Consider the following 17,052-nt stretch of genomic DNA (forward strand, 5'->3'; position numbering starts at 1 on the left):
AGCCAACCAGCTCTGACCTGCGGAAAGGCGACGTTACACCGGGTGGACGAGAACCGGTCACCGGTGCTACACAGGCAGATACCGGCAGCCAACGACGGCGAGTCGCCCATCGACCGCCCAAGACCGCAGCCCGCGAACCGGTTCGTACGCGCGACCTGACACGACGTCGGCCGGTGGCGGGACAACGGTCCCGGTCTCGACCAAGGAGTCGCCGTGGGACATCCCCGCTCCCGGGCCAAGAGCCAGCCGTTCGAGGTGGCCGCCCTGGTCACGACGCCCATCTGTGGATTCCTGCTGCTCGTGCTGGACATCCGATCACCGTCGGTCCAACTGTCCATGCCGGAGCCCATCCAGCTCGGCTGGGAGGTCGCACTGATCGTGGTCGGCGTGGGCGGCCTGCTGGGCATCCTGTGGCCCGGTCGACTCTCCACCGGCCTCGGCATCGAGTTCGCGGCCGTGCTGGTGCTCGGCACCATCACCGGCATGTACACGGTGGCGCTGGTGGCGGTGACCGGTCCGCAGGGCCTCGTGGCGGCCTCGTTGGTCAGCGCCCTGCCGCTGGGCGCCTTCTGGCGGGCCGCCCTGATCGCCGTCGACCTGCGCTGCCTGGCCTACGGCCACCAGTGCGAGGCTCACCGACGGGTCGTCGGAGGTGTCACGTGATCTCGGCACCGGCACCCGAAGCGCCGCACTGGGTGCAGGTGCTGCTCAGTCTGCTCGGAATCCTCGGCGGCACGACAGGTCTGGCCGCCATCGCCACTGTCGTGTCGCAGCGGGGCAAGTTCAAGGCCGACGCGGCCGACACGCTGACGGAGGCCGCCCTGACGCTCGTGCAGCCCCTCCAGGTGCGGGTCAGCGAGTTGGAGGGCGAGGCGGTGAGCGCGCGATCGGAGCTGGGGCTGCTGCGCGAGCAGGTCAACCAGTTGCAGTTCCTCGTCCGGGTGCTCAACCGCACGCTCGACCGGTGGCGTGCCGCGGTGCACGCCCCGGACGCCACCCTGCGCAAGATCCGAGCGGTGGTAGCGGAGTACGAGCGGCTACCCGAGGACCGCTGACCGACTTCGCCGGCTCAGTCGCCGTCCGAGGAGCGCAGCCGGCAGATGAGGTCGCGTACCGCCGCCCGGAACTCGGGGTCGGACTCGCCCGGGTGATGCCCGCGCAGCGGTGGCGGCCGGCGCTGCCCCGGTGACGGCACCAGGCCCTGCGGGTCGCGCAGCCGCCGATCGACGCGGCCGGCCGGATCGGCCGCCTCCGGCGGCGGATCGCCGGGCCGGTGCGCCGCGAAGATCCAACCGCCGACCGGGTCGGTGTCCCGCCAGAGGTTGAGCCACCGCCACCCGACCCGCTCCCCCACCTCGCGCAGCGCCTTCTCGTCGAGGTAGGCCGGGAAGAGCCGGGCGTAGAGGCGGCCCAGCGGCGAGCCGTAGGTGAGCAGGGCGACCCGCCGGCGCGCGGCCGGGGGCAGCCGCAGCACCGCGAGGGCCAGCAACGCCGAGCCGTGGCTGTGCCCGCACAGCAGCACCCCGGCGTGCCGCTCGCTCAGCTGGACGATCCGGTCGGTCAGCTCCGGCACCGCGCGGTCGGCGTAGCTCGGGGGCGCGAACGGGTGGGCGGCCCGGGGCCAGAAGGTGCCCAGGTCCCACAGGATCCCGACGTACCGGCGGAACCACGCCGTCCGGTAGGCGAAGACACCACCCAGCAGCAACGCGAGGAGCACCGCGGCGAGGAGGTAGGTGCTTCCCGCGAGCCCCATCCCGACGGCTCCGGCCGGCAGCCCGAGAGACTGCCGCGCCAACTCGTCCGGTTCACGCCCGAACTGCCCGAGCAGACTGGTGGCCAGCCCGACCACCGCGAGAGCCGCGTAGAGGGCCGCCAGCAGGCCCAGCCACTCGGTGAACCGCGCCCGGGCCACGGTCCTGGTGACCCGCCGCACCTGTCCGGCTGCCTCCGGCGGCGGCGCAGGAAAGTCGCGGGCGGTGATCGCCACCGCCGCCCGGCGACGGCGGTGCCGCGACAGGACTGTCAACGCCCCACACAGCAGCACCGCGGCGGTCACGTGCAGGAAGAAGGCCAGCAGCGTCCAGCGGTACGGCAGCGGCGGCCCCCCGTCGCCGCGGTAGCCACCGAGCAGGATCCCCGTCAGGTAGACGAGACCGGCGGAGAGCGCGCCCGCCAGACCGACCGCGATGGCCGCGATGAGCGCCGCGCCCAGCCCTCGCGGCAGCGTGGACCGACCGCGGTGCCACAGCACCACGCCGCTGAGCACCACCAGCAGGACCATCTGGCCGAGCAGGGCGCCACCGGCGATCCCGTCGTAGCCGGGAAGCCCCGCCGACGGCGGCCAACCGCGCTCGTCGCTCGCGACGGCCACCACTGTCGCCACGGTCAGAACCGCCGCCAGCACGCCCGTGGCGCGGGCGGTCACCGTGGCCGTCCGGGCGGTCGCGGCCCGGTCGATCAGCCCCGGGGCGGCGAGCAGGCCCACGCAGACCACCAGGACGGCCGCGCTGAGCGTCAACAGCAGCGTCGTCACGGGCGTCGCGCCGCCACCGCGACGGGCCGCGAGGAGCAGCACGTCGAGGACGGCGAGCGCGGCGGCGACGTGGATCGCCCGCAGCCGCACCACCAGCGGCTCCACCGCCCACAGTGGGTTGCCGGCCGGGCCGGAACGGCGGGTTCCCAGCAGTCGCAGGAACGCGACGGCAAGGATCGGCAGCAGCGCCAGGACGGCGAGCCGCTGCCCGACAGGTCGGTCGTCGAGCCCGGCCAGGGTGTCGAAGGGCGCGCGACACGCCACCGCACCGAGACACCGCCAGGCGAGCAGGTCGAGGGCGACCCCGGCGATGGACACCACGTACACCACCGTGAGGTTGAGCGCGAGGAGCCGGCACAGCACGGTGACCCCGGCGGCGCCGCTGCCGGTGGGCCGCATCCACACCGCCGCGTTGCTGAGCATGAACGGCAGCAGAAAGACCATGCCGAGCGTCCGGGCCACCGTGCCCGAGGGCAGGTCACCCCAGCGGTACGCCTCGAGCGTCACCCCGGTCGGGTCGGCGTCGTCGGACCCGTCGCGGCGGTGAAAGCCTCCTCGGGCGTCGCCCGCGACCTGGCGTACCCGCTCCGCGCCGAGGATGACCGAGGGTTTCGCTCCCGACACGCCGTGCACCCGCAACTCCACCACGTCGTCGCGTCGCGGTTGGTCGCTGTGCTGCGGCATCGCTGCGGCTACCCGTGCCGTCGCCGGCGGGCACCGTCGGCGATGAGGTCCGCGGCCACCTCCCAGAGCCGCTCGGCGTTGCCCGCGTCGACCGCGTACGCCGCCACGCCGCTGTAGTCGGCGGGCCGCTCGGTCCGGACCGGGGCCTCGGCGCAGTCCTCGAAGTAGCGGCCGCCCACGCCGTCGAGCAGCGGGGACGCCGCGAGCAGCACCGAGGTGGCGGCGCCCTGCTGCGGGGTCTTCTGCCGCTCCTTCGGCGTCCGCAGCCCGCCGGTGTGCTTCTGCAGCCCGGTGGCGATGGCGCCGGGGTTCAACGCGTTGGCGTGGATGTTCTCGCCGGACCAGCGGCGGTCGGCCTCGACGGCGAGCAGGGCCTCGGCGCTCTTGGACTGCCCGTACGCCAGCAGGGGGTCGTACGGCCGGAACGCGAAGTGCAGGTCGTCGAAGACCACCGGCGAGAAGAGGTTGCCGCTGGAGCTGACCGACACGACCCGGGCGCCACCGGCGGCGGCGAGGGCGTCGTGCAGGCCGACGGTCAGCGCGTAGTGCCCCATGAAGTTGGTGGCGAACTGCATCTCCCAGCCCTCGGCGGTGCGCTCCAGCTCCGGCAGCGCCATGATCCCCGCGTTGTTGATCAGAATGTGGAGTGGCCCGTCCCAGCCGGCGACGAATCGGCGTACCGAATCCTGGTCGGCCACGTCCAGCTCGCGGGCGGTGACCCGGTCCGCGCCGATGCTGGCCGCGATGTCCCGGGCGGCCTCCTCGCCGGCCGTGACCCGGCGGACCGCGAGCACCACCTCGGCGCCGGCGGCGGCCAGCGAGCGGGCGGTCTCGATGCCGATCCCGGCGGCGCCGCCGGTGATGACGGCCCGCTTGCCGCTCAGGTCGACTCCGGCGAGCACCTCGTCGGCGGTCGAGGCGAAACCGAATGGCGTCGTGATTCGTTCGATCATCTCTGTCCCGTCTTCCGATCACGCTTACTCGACCCACTGTCACCCGGCCGGCGGGCGATATCCGGGTTACCGCTTTTCCTGGTAGTGGCAGGACCAGGTTGGGCGGCGGCGAGCGCTCCTACGATGAGCTGGTGAGCGCGGCCGGCCCGCTGGGCGAGTACCTGCGTGCCCGGCGTGAGCTGATCCGGCCGGGTGACGTCGGGTTGCCCGCACACGGCCGCCGGCGGGTGCCCGGCCTCAGGCGCGAGGAGGTGGCCCTGCTGGCCGGCATCAGCGCGGACTACTACCTGCGGTTGGAGCAGGGCCGGGACCGCAGTCCGTCGGCCCAGGTGCTCGAGGCGCTGGCCCGGGCGCTGCTGCTGGACGCCGAGGCCACGGCGCACCTGCACCGCCTCGGGGGGCACGCGCCGACCGGCCGACCGGCACGACGCCCGGATCGGGTGCCGGTGGGCATCCGCCAGTTGGTGGGTTCGTGGGCGCAAACGCCCGCCTTCGTGCACGGCCGGCACCTGGACGTGCTCTTCGCCAACCCGATGGCGACCGCCCTGGCGCCGATCTACCGGGTCGGGGTGAACCTGCTGCGCGCGGTGTTTCTGGGCCCGGACGTGCCGGCGCTCTATCCGGCGCCGGAGGCGGTCGCCGCCAGCGCGGTGGCCGGCCTGCGCGCACAGGTGGGGGTCGAGGTGGACGATCCGCGGCTCACCGAGCTGGTCGCGGAGTTGACGACGGGCAGCGAGCTGTTCCGGCGCTTGTGGGCGCGTCACGATGTCACAGTCCGCGCCGGGGGCGGGCTGCGGGTGTTCCACCATCCGCGGGTGGGCGAGTTGGAGCTGCGCTACGAGAAGCTCACGATCAGCGGCACCACCCAGTCGCTTGTCGTCTACCACGCCGAGCCGGGCAGCGCGTCCGCCCGGGCCCTCGCCCGGCTCGGGGCCGCCGTCTCGACGGAGGCAGCCGGATAGCACCGGCCGTCGCAGCTACCGGCTGGCCGCCCGCTCGGCGACCACCACCGAGATGCCGTCGAGGACGCGTTGCAGGCCGAACTCGAAGGCGTACTCCGGGCCGTACGCCCCGCCGTGCTGCTGGCCGGCAGCGGTGCCGACGCGGGACGCGGTGGGGTAGCTGTCGGCCGTCAGGAACGTCTCCAACCAGGGCGCGTGCGACTGCCACCACTGACCGTCGGTCATGTCGGTCTCCCGCTCCAGGTCGACCACCTCGGACGCGGCGCGCGCGGAACTCTTCACGTGGCCCAGGACGAGGGTGAGCACCGCGTCCATCTCGATGTCGGTGAGCCCGATGTCGGCGACTGCGCCGAGTTCGTGGTCGTACTTGGCCACCAGGTTCGGGCCGAGCACCGGGCGAGTCGTCTCGGCCCGCAGCATCCACGGGTGGCGCTGGTAGAGCGCCAGGTTGTCGTGGGCGATCCGCTCCAACCGGGCCCGCCAGTCGCCCTCGACCGCGGAGCGCGGCATCTCGCCGTACGCGGTGTCGATCATGACGGCGACGAGTTCGGCCTTGCCCGGCACGTAGGTGTAGACGGACATGGTGCCGACACCCAACGCCTCACCGACCCGGCGCATGGTCAGCGCGTCCAGGCCCTCGGCGTCGGCGATGTCGATCGCGGCCCGCACGATCCGGTCGACGCTGAGGCCCTGCCCGGCGCTGCGGCTGGTCGGTTCCCGGGTGCGCCAGAGGATGGCCAGGCTGCGGGCCGGGTCCGCGGTCGCCTTGCGCTCAATCGCCATGGTGCGGCCATCCTAACAACGGGGTCGTACGGCGTACGTCGACCGCGCGGCGGTGCCGGCGCGGCCCTTTCGCGACCGCGCCGGCACCGGCCCGTCACGGCTTCAGCACGACCTTCTCGCAGTCGTCCTGCTTGTTCTTGAACAGGTCGAAGCCGCGTGCCGCGTCCTGCAGCGGCAGGGTGTGGGTGATCACCCGGGTGGGGTCCAGCTCGCCGTTCTCGATGTGGCGCAGCAGCGGCTTCATGTAGCGCTGGACGTGGCACTGGCCGGTGCGCAGGGTCAGCGACCGGTTCATCCACGCGCCGGAGGGGAACTTGTCGAGCAAGCCCCCGTACACGCCGATGACCGACACGGTGCCGCCGCTGCGGCAGGACAGGATCGCCTGGCGTAACGCGTGCGGCCGCTCGGTCTCCGACCGCACGGCCTGCTTCACCCGGTCGTACGCGTGCAGGTGCGCGCTGCCGTGGCTGGCCTCCATGCCGACCGCGTCGATGCACTTGTCCGGCCCGCGTCCGCCGGTCAGCTCCAACAGCCGGGAGCGGACGTCCACCTCCTCGAAGTTGATCGTGGTGTGCCCGGCCTCCTCGGCCATCCGCAGGCGGTACGGCTCCTTGTCGATCGCGATGACAGTTGCCGCGCCGAGCAGGCGGGCGCTGTCCATCGCGAACTGCCCGACCGGGCCAGCGCCCCACACGGCGACGACGTCGCTGGGCTGGATATCGCACATCTCGGCGCCCATGTAGCCGGTCGGCAGGATGTCGGACAGGAACAGCACCTGCTCGTCGGTCAGGTCCGACTCGATCTTCAGCGGCCCCACGTCGGCGAACGGCACCCGCACGTACTCGGACTGGCCGCCGGCGAACCCGCCGGTCAGGTGGGAGTAGCCGAAGATGCCGGCGACCGGGTGGCCGAACATCTTCTCCGCGATCCCGGCGTTGGGGTTGCTGTTCTCGCAGCACGACCACAGCTCGGCGGCGCACGCCGCGCACGCGCCGCAGGCGATCGGGAACGGCACCACGACCCGGTCGCCGACCCGCAGCCGACCCGGGTCGACGCCGGCGCCGACCTCCACCACCTCGCCCATGAACTCGTGGCCCAGCACGTCACCGTCCTGCATGGTCGGCACGTACCCGTCGACCAGGTGCAGGTCGGACCCGCAGATCGCGGTCGAGGTGACCTTCACGATCGCGTCGCGCCGGTTCAGGATGCTCGGGTCCGGCACGTCGCGGACCTCGACCTTGTTCCGGCCGGCCCAGGTGTTCGCCCTCATGCCGCCTCCCCCTTCGCCAGTTCGTCGCTCGACAGCGGCTGCGCCGGCCGCTGCGGGAACTCCCGGCGGGCGCGCTTGCCCCACGGTGCGCCGTCGGAGCGCATCACCTCGCCGGTCTCCATGACCTGCTTGAGTCGGCGCAGGTCGTCGTCGAGCTGCTGGTGCGGCTCCTCGCCGAAGTACCGGGCGACGGCCTGGCCGAGCTTGCCGCCCGGGATGTCGTACACGAGCAGCACGTGCACCTCGGTGCTCACGCCGTCGGGCGCCGGCACGAACCACACCTTGCCGGTGTTCGGCACGTCGGCCTCGCCGGTGGACCGCCAGCCGATGCGCTCGTCGGGCACCTCGTCGGTGATCTCCGCGTCCCACTCGACGCTACGGTCGAACGGCGCGCTCGCCGTCCAGTGACTCGTACGCTCCCCGGTGACACGCACCTCCTCCAGATGGGCCATGAACGTCGGCAGGTTCTCCAGACGACGCCAGAAGGCGTACACGTCGGACACCGGCCGGCGGATGGTCGTGGTAGCCAGCAGATCCATGGGTTCCCTCCCCTCTCAGGGCCACCACGTACCCCGACAGTCACGTCCTGCACATGACGCGGGAAGAAATCGCCCACGAGATGGGGCGTACGGAGATTCAGAGTCCTTCGCGGTCGTCGCTCAGCGCCGGCCCGGCGGCGGCCGGCACGAGGTGGCGCACCTCCGGAGCGCCGTCGGTCAGCTCCCGGGCCCGTGCCTCGGCCTCGCGGTCCTCACCCGTCAACCGGCCACCGTGCTGGCGCAGGTGCTCGTCCCAGGACGGCACCAGGTACACCTCGACGAACCGATCCGTCGTCTCGGCCGGCCGGAACAGCCCCCAGCGCATCGCGCCGGTGCGCTGGCGGGCGCCGCGCACCACGTCCATGGCCGCGAGGAACGGTCCCGTGCGCTCCGGCCGGACCGTGTACTGCACCGTCACCAGCACCGGTCCCACGCCCGGGTCCGGCTCGTGCGCCAGGTGCAGTTGCGGCCAGTAGGCCGACGGTTCGCGGTTCACCGAGCGCAGGTCCGGCAGCGGCCAGATCCGGCTCGTCACGGTCCCGACGAACATCAACGCCGCCGCTGCGAGGTAGGCGAGGACCAGCCCGCCCATGTCGGCCACCAGACCCCACACGAGGGCGCCGACGGCCTGCCCGCCGGCGAAACACACCTGGTAGACGGCGAGCCCTCGGGCCCGTACCCAGCTCGGCAAAAAGAGCTGCATCTCGGCGTTGACGTTGGCCAGCACCGTCACCCAGGCCATCCCGGCCGGCAGCAGGGCGAGGAGCACCAGCGGCACCACCCGTACGGTGCCGACCACCGCCAGCGCGACTGTGAACAGCGCGCCGGCGACCAGCAGGAGCTGGTTGGCCGACAGCCGGGTGCGGATCACGGCCAGCAGCACACCGCCCGCGATGGCGCCCACCCCGAGGGCGGCCAGCAGCAACCCGTACCCGCCGGAGCCCAGATCGAGCCGCCGGGCCGCCACCAGCGGCAGCAGTGCCCACAGCGCGCTGGCCGGGATCACGAAGACCAGCGCGCGGCGCAGCAGCCGGCGCACGATCGGCGAGTGGCGTACGTAGCGGCTGCCGGCCCGCAGCGCGGCGGTGAACCGCTCGGGCACCTCGACGGCGCGTGCGGTGCCCGGCCGCCAGCGCCACAGCGCGGCCGCGAAGATGGCGAACGCCACCGCGTTGAGCCCGAAGACCGGGGCGACGCCGGTCCGGGCGATCAGCACACCGGCCACCGCCGGCCCCACCGCCCGCGCCACGTTCACGCTGATCGACCCGAGCGCCGACGCCGACCGCAGCTGCTCCTGCGGCACCAGCTCCGGAATCACCGCCGACCAGGCCGGCAGGGTGAGCGCCTGCCCGACCCCGAACGCGAAGGTGAGGGTGAGCAGCAGGGCCGGCGGCATCCGGTCGGTCAGGGTGAGCAGGGTCAACGCCACCGCCACCGCCACCAGGAACAGCTGCACGGCGATCAGCAGGTGCCGGCGGTCGAAGCTGTCGGCCAGCACCCCGGCGGGCAGCGCCAGCAGCAGCACCGGCAGCAGGCTGGCGGTCTGCACCAGCGCCACCAGCGTGGAGGCGTTGGAGTGGTGGATCAGCAGCCACTGCGCGCCGACGGTCTGCATCCAGGTGCCGATGTTGGCGGCGAGCAGGGCCAACCAGAGATTGCGGTAGACGGCGCCGCGCAGGGGCGCCCACGCGGAGGCCGGACGGTCCCCCGGTCCGGCTGCCGCCGTCACCACCGCCCGTCCGCGCGCAACACGCGCTCGCCGGAGACGTAGAGGTCGTCGGGTTGCAGCAGCAGGAGCCGGACGACCTCGGTGGCGACCTGCTCGGGCAGGGCGTACACCTCGTCGAGGAACTCCGCGCCGACGCGTTCCTGCAGGCGGGTCGGCATCGGCCCGGGGTGCAACTGCATCACCTTGACGCGGTTGCTGTGCTGGGCCTGGGCCAGTGACTCGACGAGGCTGCTGCCGTAGCTCTTGGTCGCCCGGTAGACCGGGATGCCGGGCCGGGGCGCCGCGAGCGCCATCGCGCCGATGTAGACCACGTTCCCGTGGCCCTGCCGGTGCAGGTGCTCCAGCGCCTCGCGCAGCAGGTACGTCGTACCCAGGACGTTGATCTCCACGGCCCGCCGGATGTGCTCCACGGACAGGTCCCCGAGGTCGCCGCCCGCCCACATGGACGCGCACGCCGCCACCCCGTCGACGGTGCCGTAGCGCCCCACCACCTCGGCGAACGCGTCCCGGACCTGCTCGTGGGAGGAGACGTCGCAGACCGCGCCGTCGCACCCCAGCTCGTCCGTAGTCGCGGCGACCTCGGCCGGCACGTCGCCGAACACCACGACCCGGTGCTCGTCGACGAGCAGCCGGGCCACCGCGAGGCCCAGCCCGCTGGTACCGCCGACCACCACGAAGGTTCTGGCACCCAATGTCTCTCCAGCCGCCGCCACCGGTGTCACACGGAGCGCGTGACGGCGCGTTCTTCCCGTTTCCGGACCCCGCACACCCGCTCGGCCGGTAGTGCTGGGCATACCCCGGAAAGGGGATCTGGACGGCTGGGGCGCCCGCTGACCGGCGATTAGCGTCTGCGGCATGACCTCGGAACACCCCCGCCACCTGGCCGCGACGCTGCGCCGACGCGACTGGTTGATCTCCGCCTGGCCCTGGCGCGCGCTGGCCTACCTGGTGAGCACCGTGCCGATCGCCGGCGTGCTCACCGTCGGACTGCTCGTCATCGGCGCACCCCTTCTGGCCGCCGCCAACGCGCTGCGACTGCACAACAGGCCACCGGAGATACCGCTGATGCTGTTCCTGGCAGTCGGCAGCCTGACCCTGGTGGCCCTCGCGCCGATCGTGAGCTTCCCGGTGGCCGCCGTCGAGCGGTGGCGGCTCGGCCTCGTGGACGGCCGCCCGCTGCCCGCGTCACCGTGGCCGGGCCTCGCCGCCCGCTACCGCACGGCGGCCGGCTGGCGGGAGGTCGCGTACCTCTTCTGGCTGGGCGGTTTCGTGCCTGTCGCGTACTGGGTGTTCCTGGTGCTGGTGCTGCTCGACATCGGGATGGTCACCAGCCCCTGGCTGGCCGGGGACTCCGACCCGGTCGTGATCTGGCGGCCGATCGAGAGCGCCGGCCAAGCCATCCCGTACGCGGTCGTGGGAGTGCTGCTCCTCCCGGTGCTCTGTTACGGGGTGGGGCTGCTCGCCGCCGGCCAGGCCGCCGTGGCGCGGTGGGCGCTGGGCTCGCCGGTCGACGCGGCGGCGCTGCGTGAGGTCGCCCGCTCCCGCACCCGGCTGGTCGGCGCGTACGAGGCGGAACGGCGCCGCATCGAGCGGGACCTGCACGACGGCGCGCAGCCCCGGCTGACCAGCCTCACCCTGCAACTGGGCCTGGCCCGGCTGGACGTACCCGAGGACTCCCCCGCCGCCCGGCCGCTCGCCGTGGCGCACGACCAGGCGCGCGGGCTGATGGTGATGTTGCGGCAGTTGGTGCACGGCATCCGGCCGCAGAGCCTCACCGACCTCGGTCTCGCCGGGGCCGTACGCGAGCTGGCCGACGCGGCGCCCGTCGCGGTCACCGTGCACGCCGACGTCGACGGGGCGCTGCCGGAGATCGTCGAGACCACCGCGTACTTCGTGGTGTCGGAGGCGTTGAGCAACGTGGCCCGGCACGCCGGGGCGACCCGCGCCGAGGTGCGCCTGTCCCGGGCCGGCGGTGACCTGGTGGTCGAGGTGTCCGACGACGGGCGCGGCGGCGCCGACCCGGCCCGGGGCACGGGCCTGACCGGTCTCGCCGACCGGGTCGCCGCCGCCGACGGGCGGCTGCTGCTGGCCAGCCCGCCCGGCGGGCCTACGCTGGTCCGGGTGGAGCTGCCATGTCGCCGCTGACCCGGGTGGTGCTCGCCGAGGACGAGGTGCTGCTGCGCGAGGGCCTGGTCGCGTTGCTGACCCGCTTCGACTTCACGGTGTGCGCCGCCGTCGGGTCCGCGCCGGACCTGCTGGAGGCGGCCCGCACCCACCAACCCGATCTGGTGCTCACCGACATCCGGATGCCACCCGGTCGGCGGGACGACGGGCTGCGCGCGGCCGTCGCGCTGCGCGCCGAGCGTCCCGGCCTGCCGGTGGTGGTCCTGAGCCAGTTCGTGCAGACGGGGTACGCGGCGGCGCTGCTGGACAGCGGCGACGGCCAGCGGGTCGGCTACCTGCTCAAGGACCGGGTGGCCGAGGTGACCGAGTTCGTCGACACGCTGCGCCGGGTCACCGGCGGCGGCACCGCCATCGACCCGGACGTGGTGCGGCAACTGCTGCACCGCCCCCGCGACCCGCTCGCCGCGCTCTCCGGCCGGGAACGGGAGGTGCTGGCGCTGCTGGCCGAGGGCCGCTCCAACGCGTCGATCGCCGGCCGGCTGCACGTCACCGAGGCCGCCGTCGGAAAGCACGTCGGCAACATCCTGCTCAAGCTCGACCTGCCACCCAGCGACGACACCAACCGCCGGGTGCTCGCCGTGCTCACCTATCTGCGCGCCGACCCGGTGGGCTGAGGGGCGCCGGGCCCGGACCAGGCCCGACCGCGCGCGGCGTAGATTCGAGCACCGGCACCGCCGCCGGTCCAGGGCGCGGGCCAGGAGATGGGAGTACGGCATGGCGGAGGCGCTGCGGGTCGGTCTGCTGGGGTACGGGTTGGCGGGTCGGGTGTTCCACGCGCCGTTGATCGCCGCGACACCCGGGCTGCGGCTGGACGCCATCGTCACGCGCGATCCGCAACGGCGCGAGCAGGCGCACCAGCACTTCCCGGACGCCCGCCTGGTCGACGACGCCGACGAGCTGTGGCGTACACCCGAGGATCTGGACCTGGTCGTGGTCGCGACGCCGAACCGGCAGCACGTGCCGATGGCGCGGGCGGCCCTCGCGGCCGGCCTGCCGGTCGTCGTCGACAAGCCCCTGGCCCCCACCGCCGCCGACGCCCGGGCGCTGGTCGAGGAGGCCGACCGTCTCGGCGTTCCGCTGACGGTGTTCCAGAACCGCCGCTGGGACGGCGACTTCCTGACCGCCCGCGGGCTCGTCGAGCGCGGCGAGCTGGGGCGGGTGCTGCGCTTCGAGTCCCGGTTCGAGCGGTTCCGCCCGACCATCAAGCCGGGCTGGCGGGAGCTCGCCGGCACCGAGGAGGCCGGCGGCGCGCTGTTCGACCTGGGCGCGCACCTCATCGACCAGGCCGTGCAGCTCTTCGGCGCGGTCGAGCGGGTCTACGCCGAGGTCGACCGCCGCCGCGCGGGCGCCGAGGTCGACGACGACGCGTTCGTGGCACTGACCCACGCCAACGGCGTGCACTCGCACCTGTGGATGGGGGCGATCACCGCTCAGCTCGGCCCGCGCCTGCGGGTGCTGGGCGACCGGGCCGGCTACACGACCTACGGGCTGGACGTGCAGGAGGCGGCACTGCACGACGGCGGCCGACCCGACCAGCCCGGCTGGGGCGAGGTCCCGCCGGAGCGGTACGGCCTGCTCGGCGTCGACGGTGACCTGCGTCCGACGCCTACCGAGCCGGGGGCGTACCAGAGCTTCTACGCCCAGGTGGCGGCGGCGCTGCGCGACGGCACGCCGATGCCGGTGGACCCGCGCGACTCGGTCGCCACGGTCGAGCTGATCGAGCTGGCGCACCGGTCGGCTGCCGAAGGCGTGGTGCTGCCGGTCCCGACGGCCTGAGGCGGCCGAGCCCTTCGAGGTACGCGAAAAACCGGTGGAGTGGCGGCGCTCTCGCCGTTAGCGTCCTGCCTCAACCTGTCGTCGAGGCGAGGACGTTCCGTTGTACACCCTGTGAGACCTCCCGAGCGCTGATACGCGCGTCGCGCCTGTGCGCCGCGCTCCTTTTTGCTGCGGACTTCTCACTGAAACCGGTGTACCTCTGTGCTCTCACAATGGGCCGTCGTGCCCACCTGCCTGCCCATCATTCGCCGCCGTTGCCACGTGTGCGCGTCCCCGCACCTCCGGCCGAGCGGCAAATTCCGCGTCAACGCCAACAACAAGCTCATCGACATCTGGCTCCTCGCCCTCTGCACCGGGTGCGGGGACACGGTGAAGCTCACGGTCCTGGAACGGACGACGGTCCGCACCATCCGACCTGAGCTGCTCGACCAACTGCACAACAACGACAGTCGCCTGATCGCCGAACTGCTTCAGGATCCGACCGTGCAGCGTCGCAATCGATTCGTCCTGGACTGGGACGGCCGCTGGCGTCTCGACACCAACGGATCGGCGCACCTGGACCGCGAGATGGTCGACGTCTCGGTCCGCTTCGGCGCACGAATCCCGGTCCGGCCCGCGCGACTGATCGCCGAGGGCTTCGGTCTCTCCCGAGCCGAGGTCGACAGGCTGAGCGAGGAGGGGAAGATCGTTTCGACGGTTCGCCTGAGCGGCAAGCTCTCCGGCGACTTCACCTTCACGTTCAAGCGCTGAGCCCGTCTCGGAGCACGGGGCCTGTCCGGTTTTTGGGTGCCGGACAGGCCCTACTCCGGTTCCTGCTCGGAGGGGGCGTCGTCCGGCACGCGGGCGTCGTCGTCGGTCAGCGCGTCGTCCGACGAGGCGGCGAGGTCGGCGAGCCGGCGCTCGGCCTCCCGGATCTCCTCGTCGAGCCTGGGGTTCTCCTCGTCGGGACCCTGCGACATGGGCGACCTCCATCGGGCGCGGACCGCCCCCGTGTACCCGGCCTGCCGCGGGGAACACGGAAAGCGCTCGGCGGACCCGGCCACCGGCCGTTCCACTCCGGCGATGGTGCGGTATCCGAGCGTCCCGTTGCCGCCAGATCGGCGACGTGGGGGTGGATCGTGACGGTCGGGGGGTGAGTCGAACACCGGGCGGGCCGGGGAGCGCACCGGGCGGGAGCCCAGGAGCGTTGCCGGCCCGGCCCGGTGCCGGATCAGCGCTGCTTCAGCTCGCGCCAGGATGGGTGCGTACCGCGCCAGGCGTCGGCGAGGATGGCCGCCGAGGCCCGGCTGGGGCACTGCTGCACCCGCTCACGACCCGACGCCCCACCGATCTGGGCGCGGACCTCCCAACCCTGCCCGTCAGTACGGATATACACGTCCCGGCGCCCGCGCGGGGTCGTGTCACCGTTCCACCAGTGTTCCTCCACCTTCATTCGCCGACCGTATAGCAATTTTCGTGCTGGGGGTACGGCGCAGGTGAGCATATACCGCATTAATAGCCGCAACTCAGACACAGTTCCACCTGTGCGGGCGACGGGGAGGAACCGCATCGGCGATTCCTCCCCGTCCTGAGCGATGAATCAGGCCCCCGTCACATACCGCTGAGCACGCCAGCCAGGGTGCTGGCCAACTTGTCCTGCCCAGAGGGACTGGGATGCGGCGACCCACCCTCTGCGGTGATCTGGATGTCACCCGGAGTGAACGGTGGCGCGAACGCCACCCGCACGGCCGGATCGAACGGGACTCCGAGCTGGATGGCCCAGTTGAGGTCGCTGATCACACCCCGCACGGTGCCCACCCAGAGCGGATCGATGAGCGGTTGCAGCGTCGACACCGGCGCCGAGGGCAGGTAGGACTGCAATCCGGTGGGCAGCAGCGACTTGAGCTTGGCCCAGCCGTACTGGCCGACGTCGATGTTCGCCGGGGTGATGTCGTAGTACAGCATCCACACCACCTTGTCCGCGCCGGCGCCCAGCAGGGAGTTGACGATGGTGGTGGCGTCTGCGGTGATGCCGGCGTACTGCGCGGGGCCGTTGTAACGCGGCACCCCGATGTTGATGTAGTAGTCCTCGCCGACCGGCAGGTCGAGCCAGAAGTTGCAACCACCGCCGTTGGTGACGATGCCCTGCTTGCCGCCGACGGCCGCCCACTCGAAGCGGAACACGCCGTACGGGTCCAGGGCCTCTGCCGCGAACTCCAGGCCCCGGCACATGCCCAACCGGGTCAGGACGGTGGTCCAGTTGGTGTTGTTCACCCCACCGGTTGTGGCGTGGTACGCGTTGTGCCCGTCCGCCTTGGCCTTGGCGATGCGCGCGGTGGCGAGGCCGAGCGGGCTGGCCACGCGCCCCCATCCGTTGCCGCAGGCGTCGGGGCCGGCGCGACCGGCGATGATGTCGCCGGTGCCGTATCCGGTGCGCGCGTAGTTGTCGTAGTCGACGATGCTGCCGTCCATGTCGAAGTAGCGCCGGCCGTAGCTGTAGACGCCGTTGTTGCCGGGCATCCCCCGGTCGTCGAACGAGGTCATCGGGCAGCCGGGCCCCACGCCGAAGCCGAACTGGTGGTGCGACGAGCTGATCGAGTCCCCGGTGAGGGTCAGGACCGTGTCGTCCTCGACGGTCTGCACCTCCCGGCAGCGGATACGGTCCTTGTTCGCGTCCACCAGTGTGGGGTTGCCGTTGACCTGTGGGCAGCCGGTCGGCGGCGGGGGCGGCGGCGAGGTCGGCCCGCCGGTGGGCCAGGGCGGCCCGTCGGTTGGGTCAGGCGGGTTGCTGGGTGACGACGAGCCGCTGGGTGAGGCGCTGCCCGACGGCGACGAGCTATCCGACGGAGACGCGCTGCCCGAGGGCGACGCGCTGCCCGACGGGGATGAGCTACCCGACGGAGACGCGCTACCCGAGGGCGATGCGCTACCCGAGGGGGACGAGCTGCCCGAGGGCGACGCGCTGCCCGAGGGCGACGCGCTGCCCGAGGGCGACGCGCTACCCGACGGGGATGAGCTACCCGAGGGAGACGCGCTACCCGAGGGAGACGAACTGCCCGACGGGGATGAGCTGCCCGACGGGGACGCGCTCCCGGAGGGGGACGCGCTGCCCGAGGGGCAGGGCGAGCCGGTGGGCGACGCCGTTGAGGAGGGTGAACCGGTGGGCGACGCCGTCGAGGTGGGGGCGGTCGCGGTCGCGGCGGGAGCCCGCTGCGCGACCGGCTGGGCCGTCACCGGAGGCCGGGTCTGCCGGGTCGGTGTCGCCGACGTCGAGGCCGACGGCGAACCGCTCGGGTCCGGGCAGTCGGCGGCGGCAGCCGCGTTCTGGGTACGGATCTGCGCGAGCCGCGCCTCGACCTCCACCGGAAGTTTCGCGCCCGGCTTGACGCACGGATCGAGCAGCCAGGTCGTGCCCTCCAGCTCCCGGGTGCAGGGCGGCGCGTCGTACGAGACCGCGGCGGGTGTGGCGCTCACCGGGGTGGGCGAGGCGCCGCCGGCTGCGGGAGCGACGACCGCGGTGACCGTGGCGACCGCCACCGCCACCGTGGCGACGAACAGAACATTGTGGACGTGGAACGACCTGGTGGGTCGCCGTCCCGGTGGTCCGCTTGGATCCAGTTGGCTCATGCCGTCCTCCAGGGACTGAGTGCACCGGTAGGT

18 protein-coding genes are annotated in these 17,052 nt (G+C 72.8%); 8 read left to right on the forward strand and 10 right to left on the reverse strand.

The window, feature by feature from the left end:
• Positions 1–213: 213 nt before the first annotated feature.
• Both B0E54_RS05970 and B0E54_RS05975 read left to right on the forward strand, forming a co-directional pair.
• Positions 214–663, forward strand: coding sequence for a hypothetical protein (locus B0E54_RS05970; RefSeq protein ID WP_234582242.1), 450 nt, complete (start codon positions 214–216; stop codon positions 661–663).
• Positions 660–1,055, forward strand: coding sequence for a hypothetical protein (locus tag B0E54_RS05975; protein WP_234582243.1), 396 nt, complete (start codon positions 660–662; stop codon positions 1,053–1,055). Before B0E54_RS05970 ends, B0E54_RS05975 begins: the two co-directional genes overlap by 4 nt.
• Before the next feature lie 14 nt (positions 1,056–1,069).
• Here B0E54_RS05975 and B0E54_RS05980 read toward each other — a convergent pair whose 3' ends face one another.
• Entirely contained in the window at positions 1,070–3,217 is a 2,148-nt protein-coding gene (locus B0E54_RS05980; protein ID WP_234582244.1) for a hypothetical protein, read from the reverse strand.
• A gap of 8 nt (positions 3,218–3,225) precedes the next feature.
• The gene (locus B0E54_RS05985) at positions 3,226–4,170 is read right to left on the reverse strand and encodes an SDR family NAD(P)-dependent oxidoreductase (RefSeq protein WP_234582245.1); all 945 of its coding nucleotides are present in this window, start codon (positions 4,168–4,170) and stop codon (positions 3,226–3,228) included.
• A gap of 131 nt (positions 4,171–4,301) precedes the next feature.
• Here B0E54_RS05985 and B0E54_RS05990 point away from each other — a divergent pair, with 131 nt between their 5' ends.
• Positions 4,302–5,132, forward strand: a complete 831-nt coding sequence (locus tag B0E54_RS05990; RefSeq protein ID WP_234582246.1) for a helix-turn-helix domain-containing protein — start codon at positions 4,302–4,304, stop codon at positions 5,130–5,132.
• 15 nt (positions 5,133–5,147) lie between these two features.
• On the opposite strand, the gene B0E54_RS05995 is transcribed toward B0E54_RS05990, so the two are convergent.
• From B0E54_RS05995 to B0E54_RS06015, 5 genes are all read right to left on the reverse strand, one after another.
• Entirely contained in the window at positions 5,148–5,915 is a 768-nt protein-coding gene (locus B0E54_RS05995; protein WP_234582247.1) for a TetR/AcrR family transcriptional regulator, read from the reverse strand.
• A 94-nt stretch (positions 5,916–6,009) separates the two neighbouring features.
• On the reverse strand, positions 6,010–7,185 hold the full coding sequence (locus B0E54_RS06000) for a zinc-dependent alcohol dehydrogenase (protein WP_234582248.1): 1,176 nt from the start codon (positions 7,183–7,185) through the stop codon (positions 6,010–6,012).
• Positions 7,182–7,724, reverse strand: a complete 543-nt coding sequence (locus tag B0E54_RS06005; RefSeq protein ID WP_234582249.1) for an SRPBCC family protein — start codon at positions 7,722–7,724, stop codon at positions 7,182–7,184. The genes B0E54_RS06000 and B0E54_RS06005 overlap by 4 nt, the downstream gene beginning before the upstream one ends.
• Positions 7,725–7,821: 97 nt before the next feature.
• Entirely contained in the window at positions 7,822–9,456 is a 1,635-nt protein-coding gene (locus tag B0E54_RS06010) for an MFS transporter (RefSeq protein WP_234582250.1), read from the reverse strand.
• Positions 9,450–10,145 carry an SDR family oxidoreductase gene (locus B0E54_RS06015; protein ID WP_234582251.1) on the reverse strand — a complete coding sequence of 232 codons (696 nt, stop codon included), beginning with the start codon at positions 10,143–10,145 and terminating at the stop codon, positions 9,450–9,452. Before B0E54_RS06015 ends, B0E54_RS06010 begins: the two co-directional genes overlap by 7 nt.
• A 163-nt stretch (positions 10,146–10,308) precedes the next feature.
• Between B0E54_RS06015 and B0E54_RS06020 the strand changes: the two genes are divergently transcribed.
• The 4 genes from B0E54_RS06020 (at position 10,309) to B0E54_RS06035 (ending at position 14,163) form a co-directional block, all read left to right on the forward strand.
• Positions 10,309–11,598 carry a sensor histidine kinase gene (locus B0E54_RS06020; RefSeq protein ID WP_234582252.1) on the forward strand — a complete coding sequence of 430 codons (1,290 nt, stop codon included), beginning with the start codon at positions 10,309–10,311 and terminating at the stop codon, positions 11,596–11,598.
• Positions 11,586–12,251, forward strand: coding sequence for a response regulator transcription factor (locus B0E54_RS06025; RefSeq protein WP_234582253.1), 666 nt, complete (start codon positions 11,586–11,588; stop codon positions 12,249–12,251). The genes B0E54_RS06020 and B0E54_RS06025 overlap by 13 nt, the downstream gene beginning before the upstream one ends.
• 100 nt (positions 12,252–12,351) lie before the next feature.
• Entirely contained in the window at positions 12,352–13,413 is a 1,062-nt protein-coding gene (locus tag B0E54_RS06030) for a Gfo/Idh/MocA family oxidoreductase (RefSeq protein ID WP_234582254.1), read from the forward strand.
• Positions 13,414–13,635: 222 nt separating this feature from the next.
• Positions 13,636–14,163 carry a DUF1062 domain-containing protein gene (locus tag B0E54_RS06035; RefSeq protein ID WP_234582255.1) on the forward strand — a complete coding sequence of 176 codons (528 nt, stop codon included), beginning with the start codon at positions 13,636–13,638 and terminating at the stop codon, positions 14,161–14,163.
• Positions 14,164–14,213: 50 nt separating this feature from the next.
• Here the strand turns inward: B0E54_RS06035 and B0E54_RS06040 are convergent, their stop codons facing one another.
• The 3 genes from B0E54_RS06040 to B0E54_RS06050 form a co-directional block, all read right to left on the reverse strand.
• Positions 14,214–14,372: a hypothetical protein gene (locus B0E54_RS06040; protein ID WP_234582256.1), complete on the reverse strand. Its 159-nt coding sequence runs from the start codon at positions 14,370–14,372 to the stop codon at positions 14,214–14,216.
• Positions 14,373–14,623: 251 nt separating this feature from the next.
• Positions 14,624–14,845: a hypothetical protein gene (locus B0E54_RS06045; RefSeq protein WP_030335934.1), complete on the reverse strand. Its 222-nt coding sequence runs from the start codon at positions 14,843–14,845 to the stop codon at positions 14,624–14,626.
• Positions 14,846–15,003: 158 nt separating this feature from the next.
• Positions 15,004–16,071 carry a hypothetical protein gene (locus tag B0E54_RS06050; RefSeq protein WP_234582257.1) on the reverse strand — a complete coding sequence of 356 codons (1,068 nt, stop codon included), beginning with the start codon at positions 16,069–16,071 and terminating at the stop codon, positions 15,004–15,006.
• A 4-nt stretch (positions 16,072–16,075) separates the two neighbouring features.
• Between B0E54_RS06050 and B0E54_RS06055 the strand changes: the two genes are divergently transcribed.
• Positions 16,076–17,038, forward strand: coding sequence for a hypothetical protein (locus B0E54_RS06055; RefSeq protein ID WP_234582258.1), 963 nt, complete (start codon positions 16,076–16,078; stop codon positions 17,036–17,038).
• The last annotated feature ends 14 nt before the right edge of the window (positions 17,039–17,052 follow it).

The sequence above is a fragment of the Micromonospora sp. MH99 genome, assembly GCF_021442385.1.
Lineage (GTDB): Bacteria > Actinomycetota > Actinomycetes > Mycobacteriales > Micromonosporaceae > Micromonospora.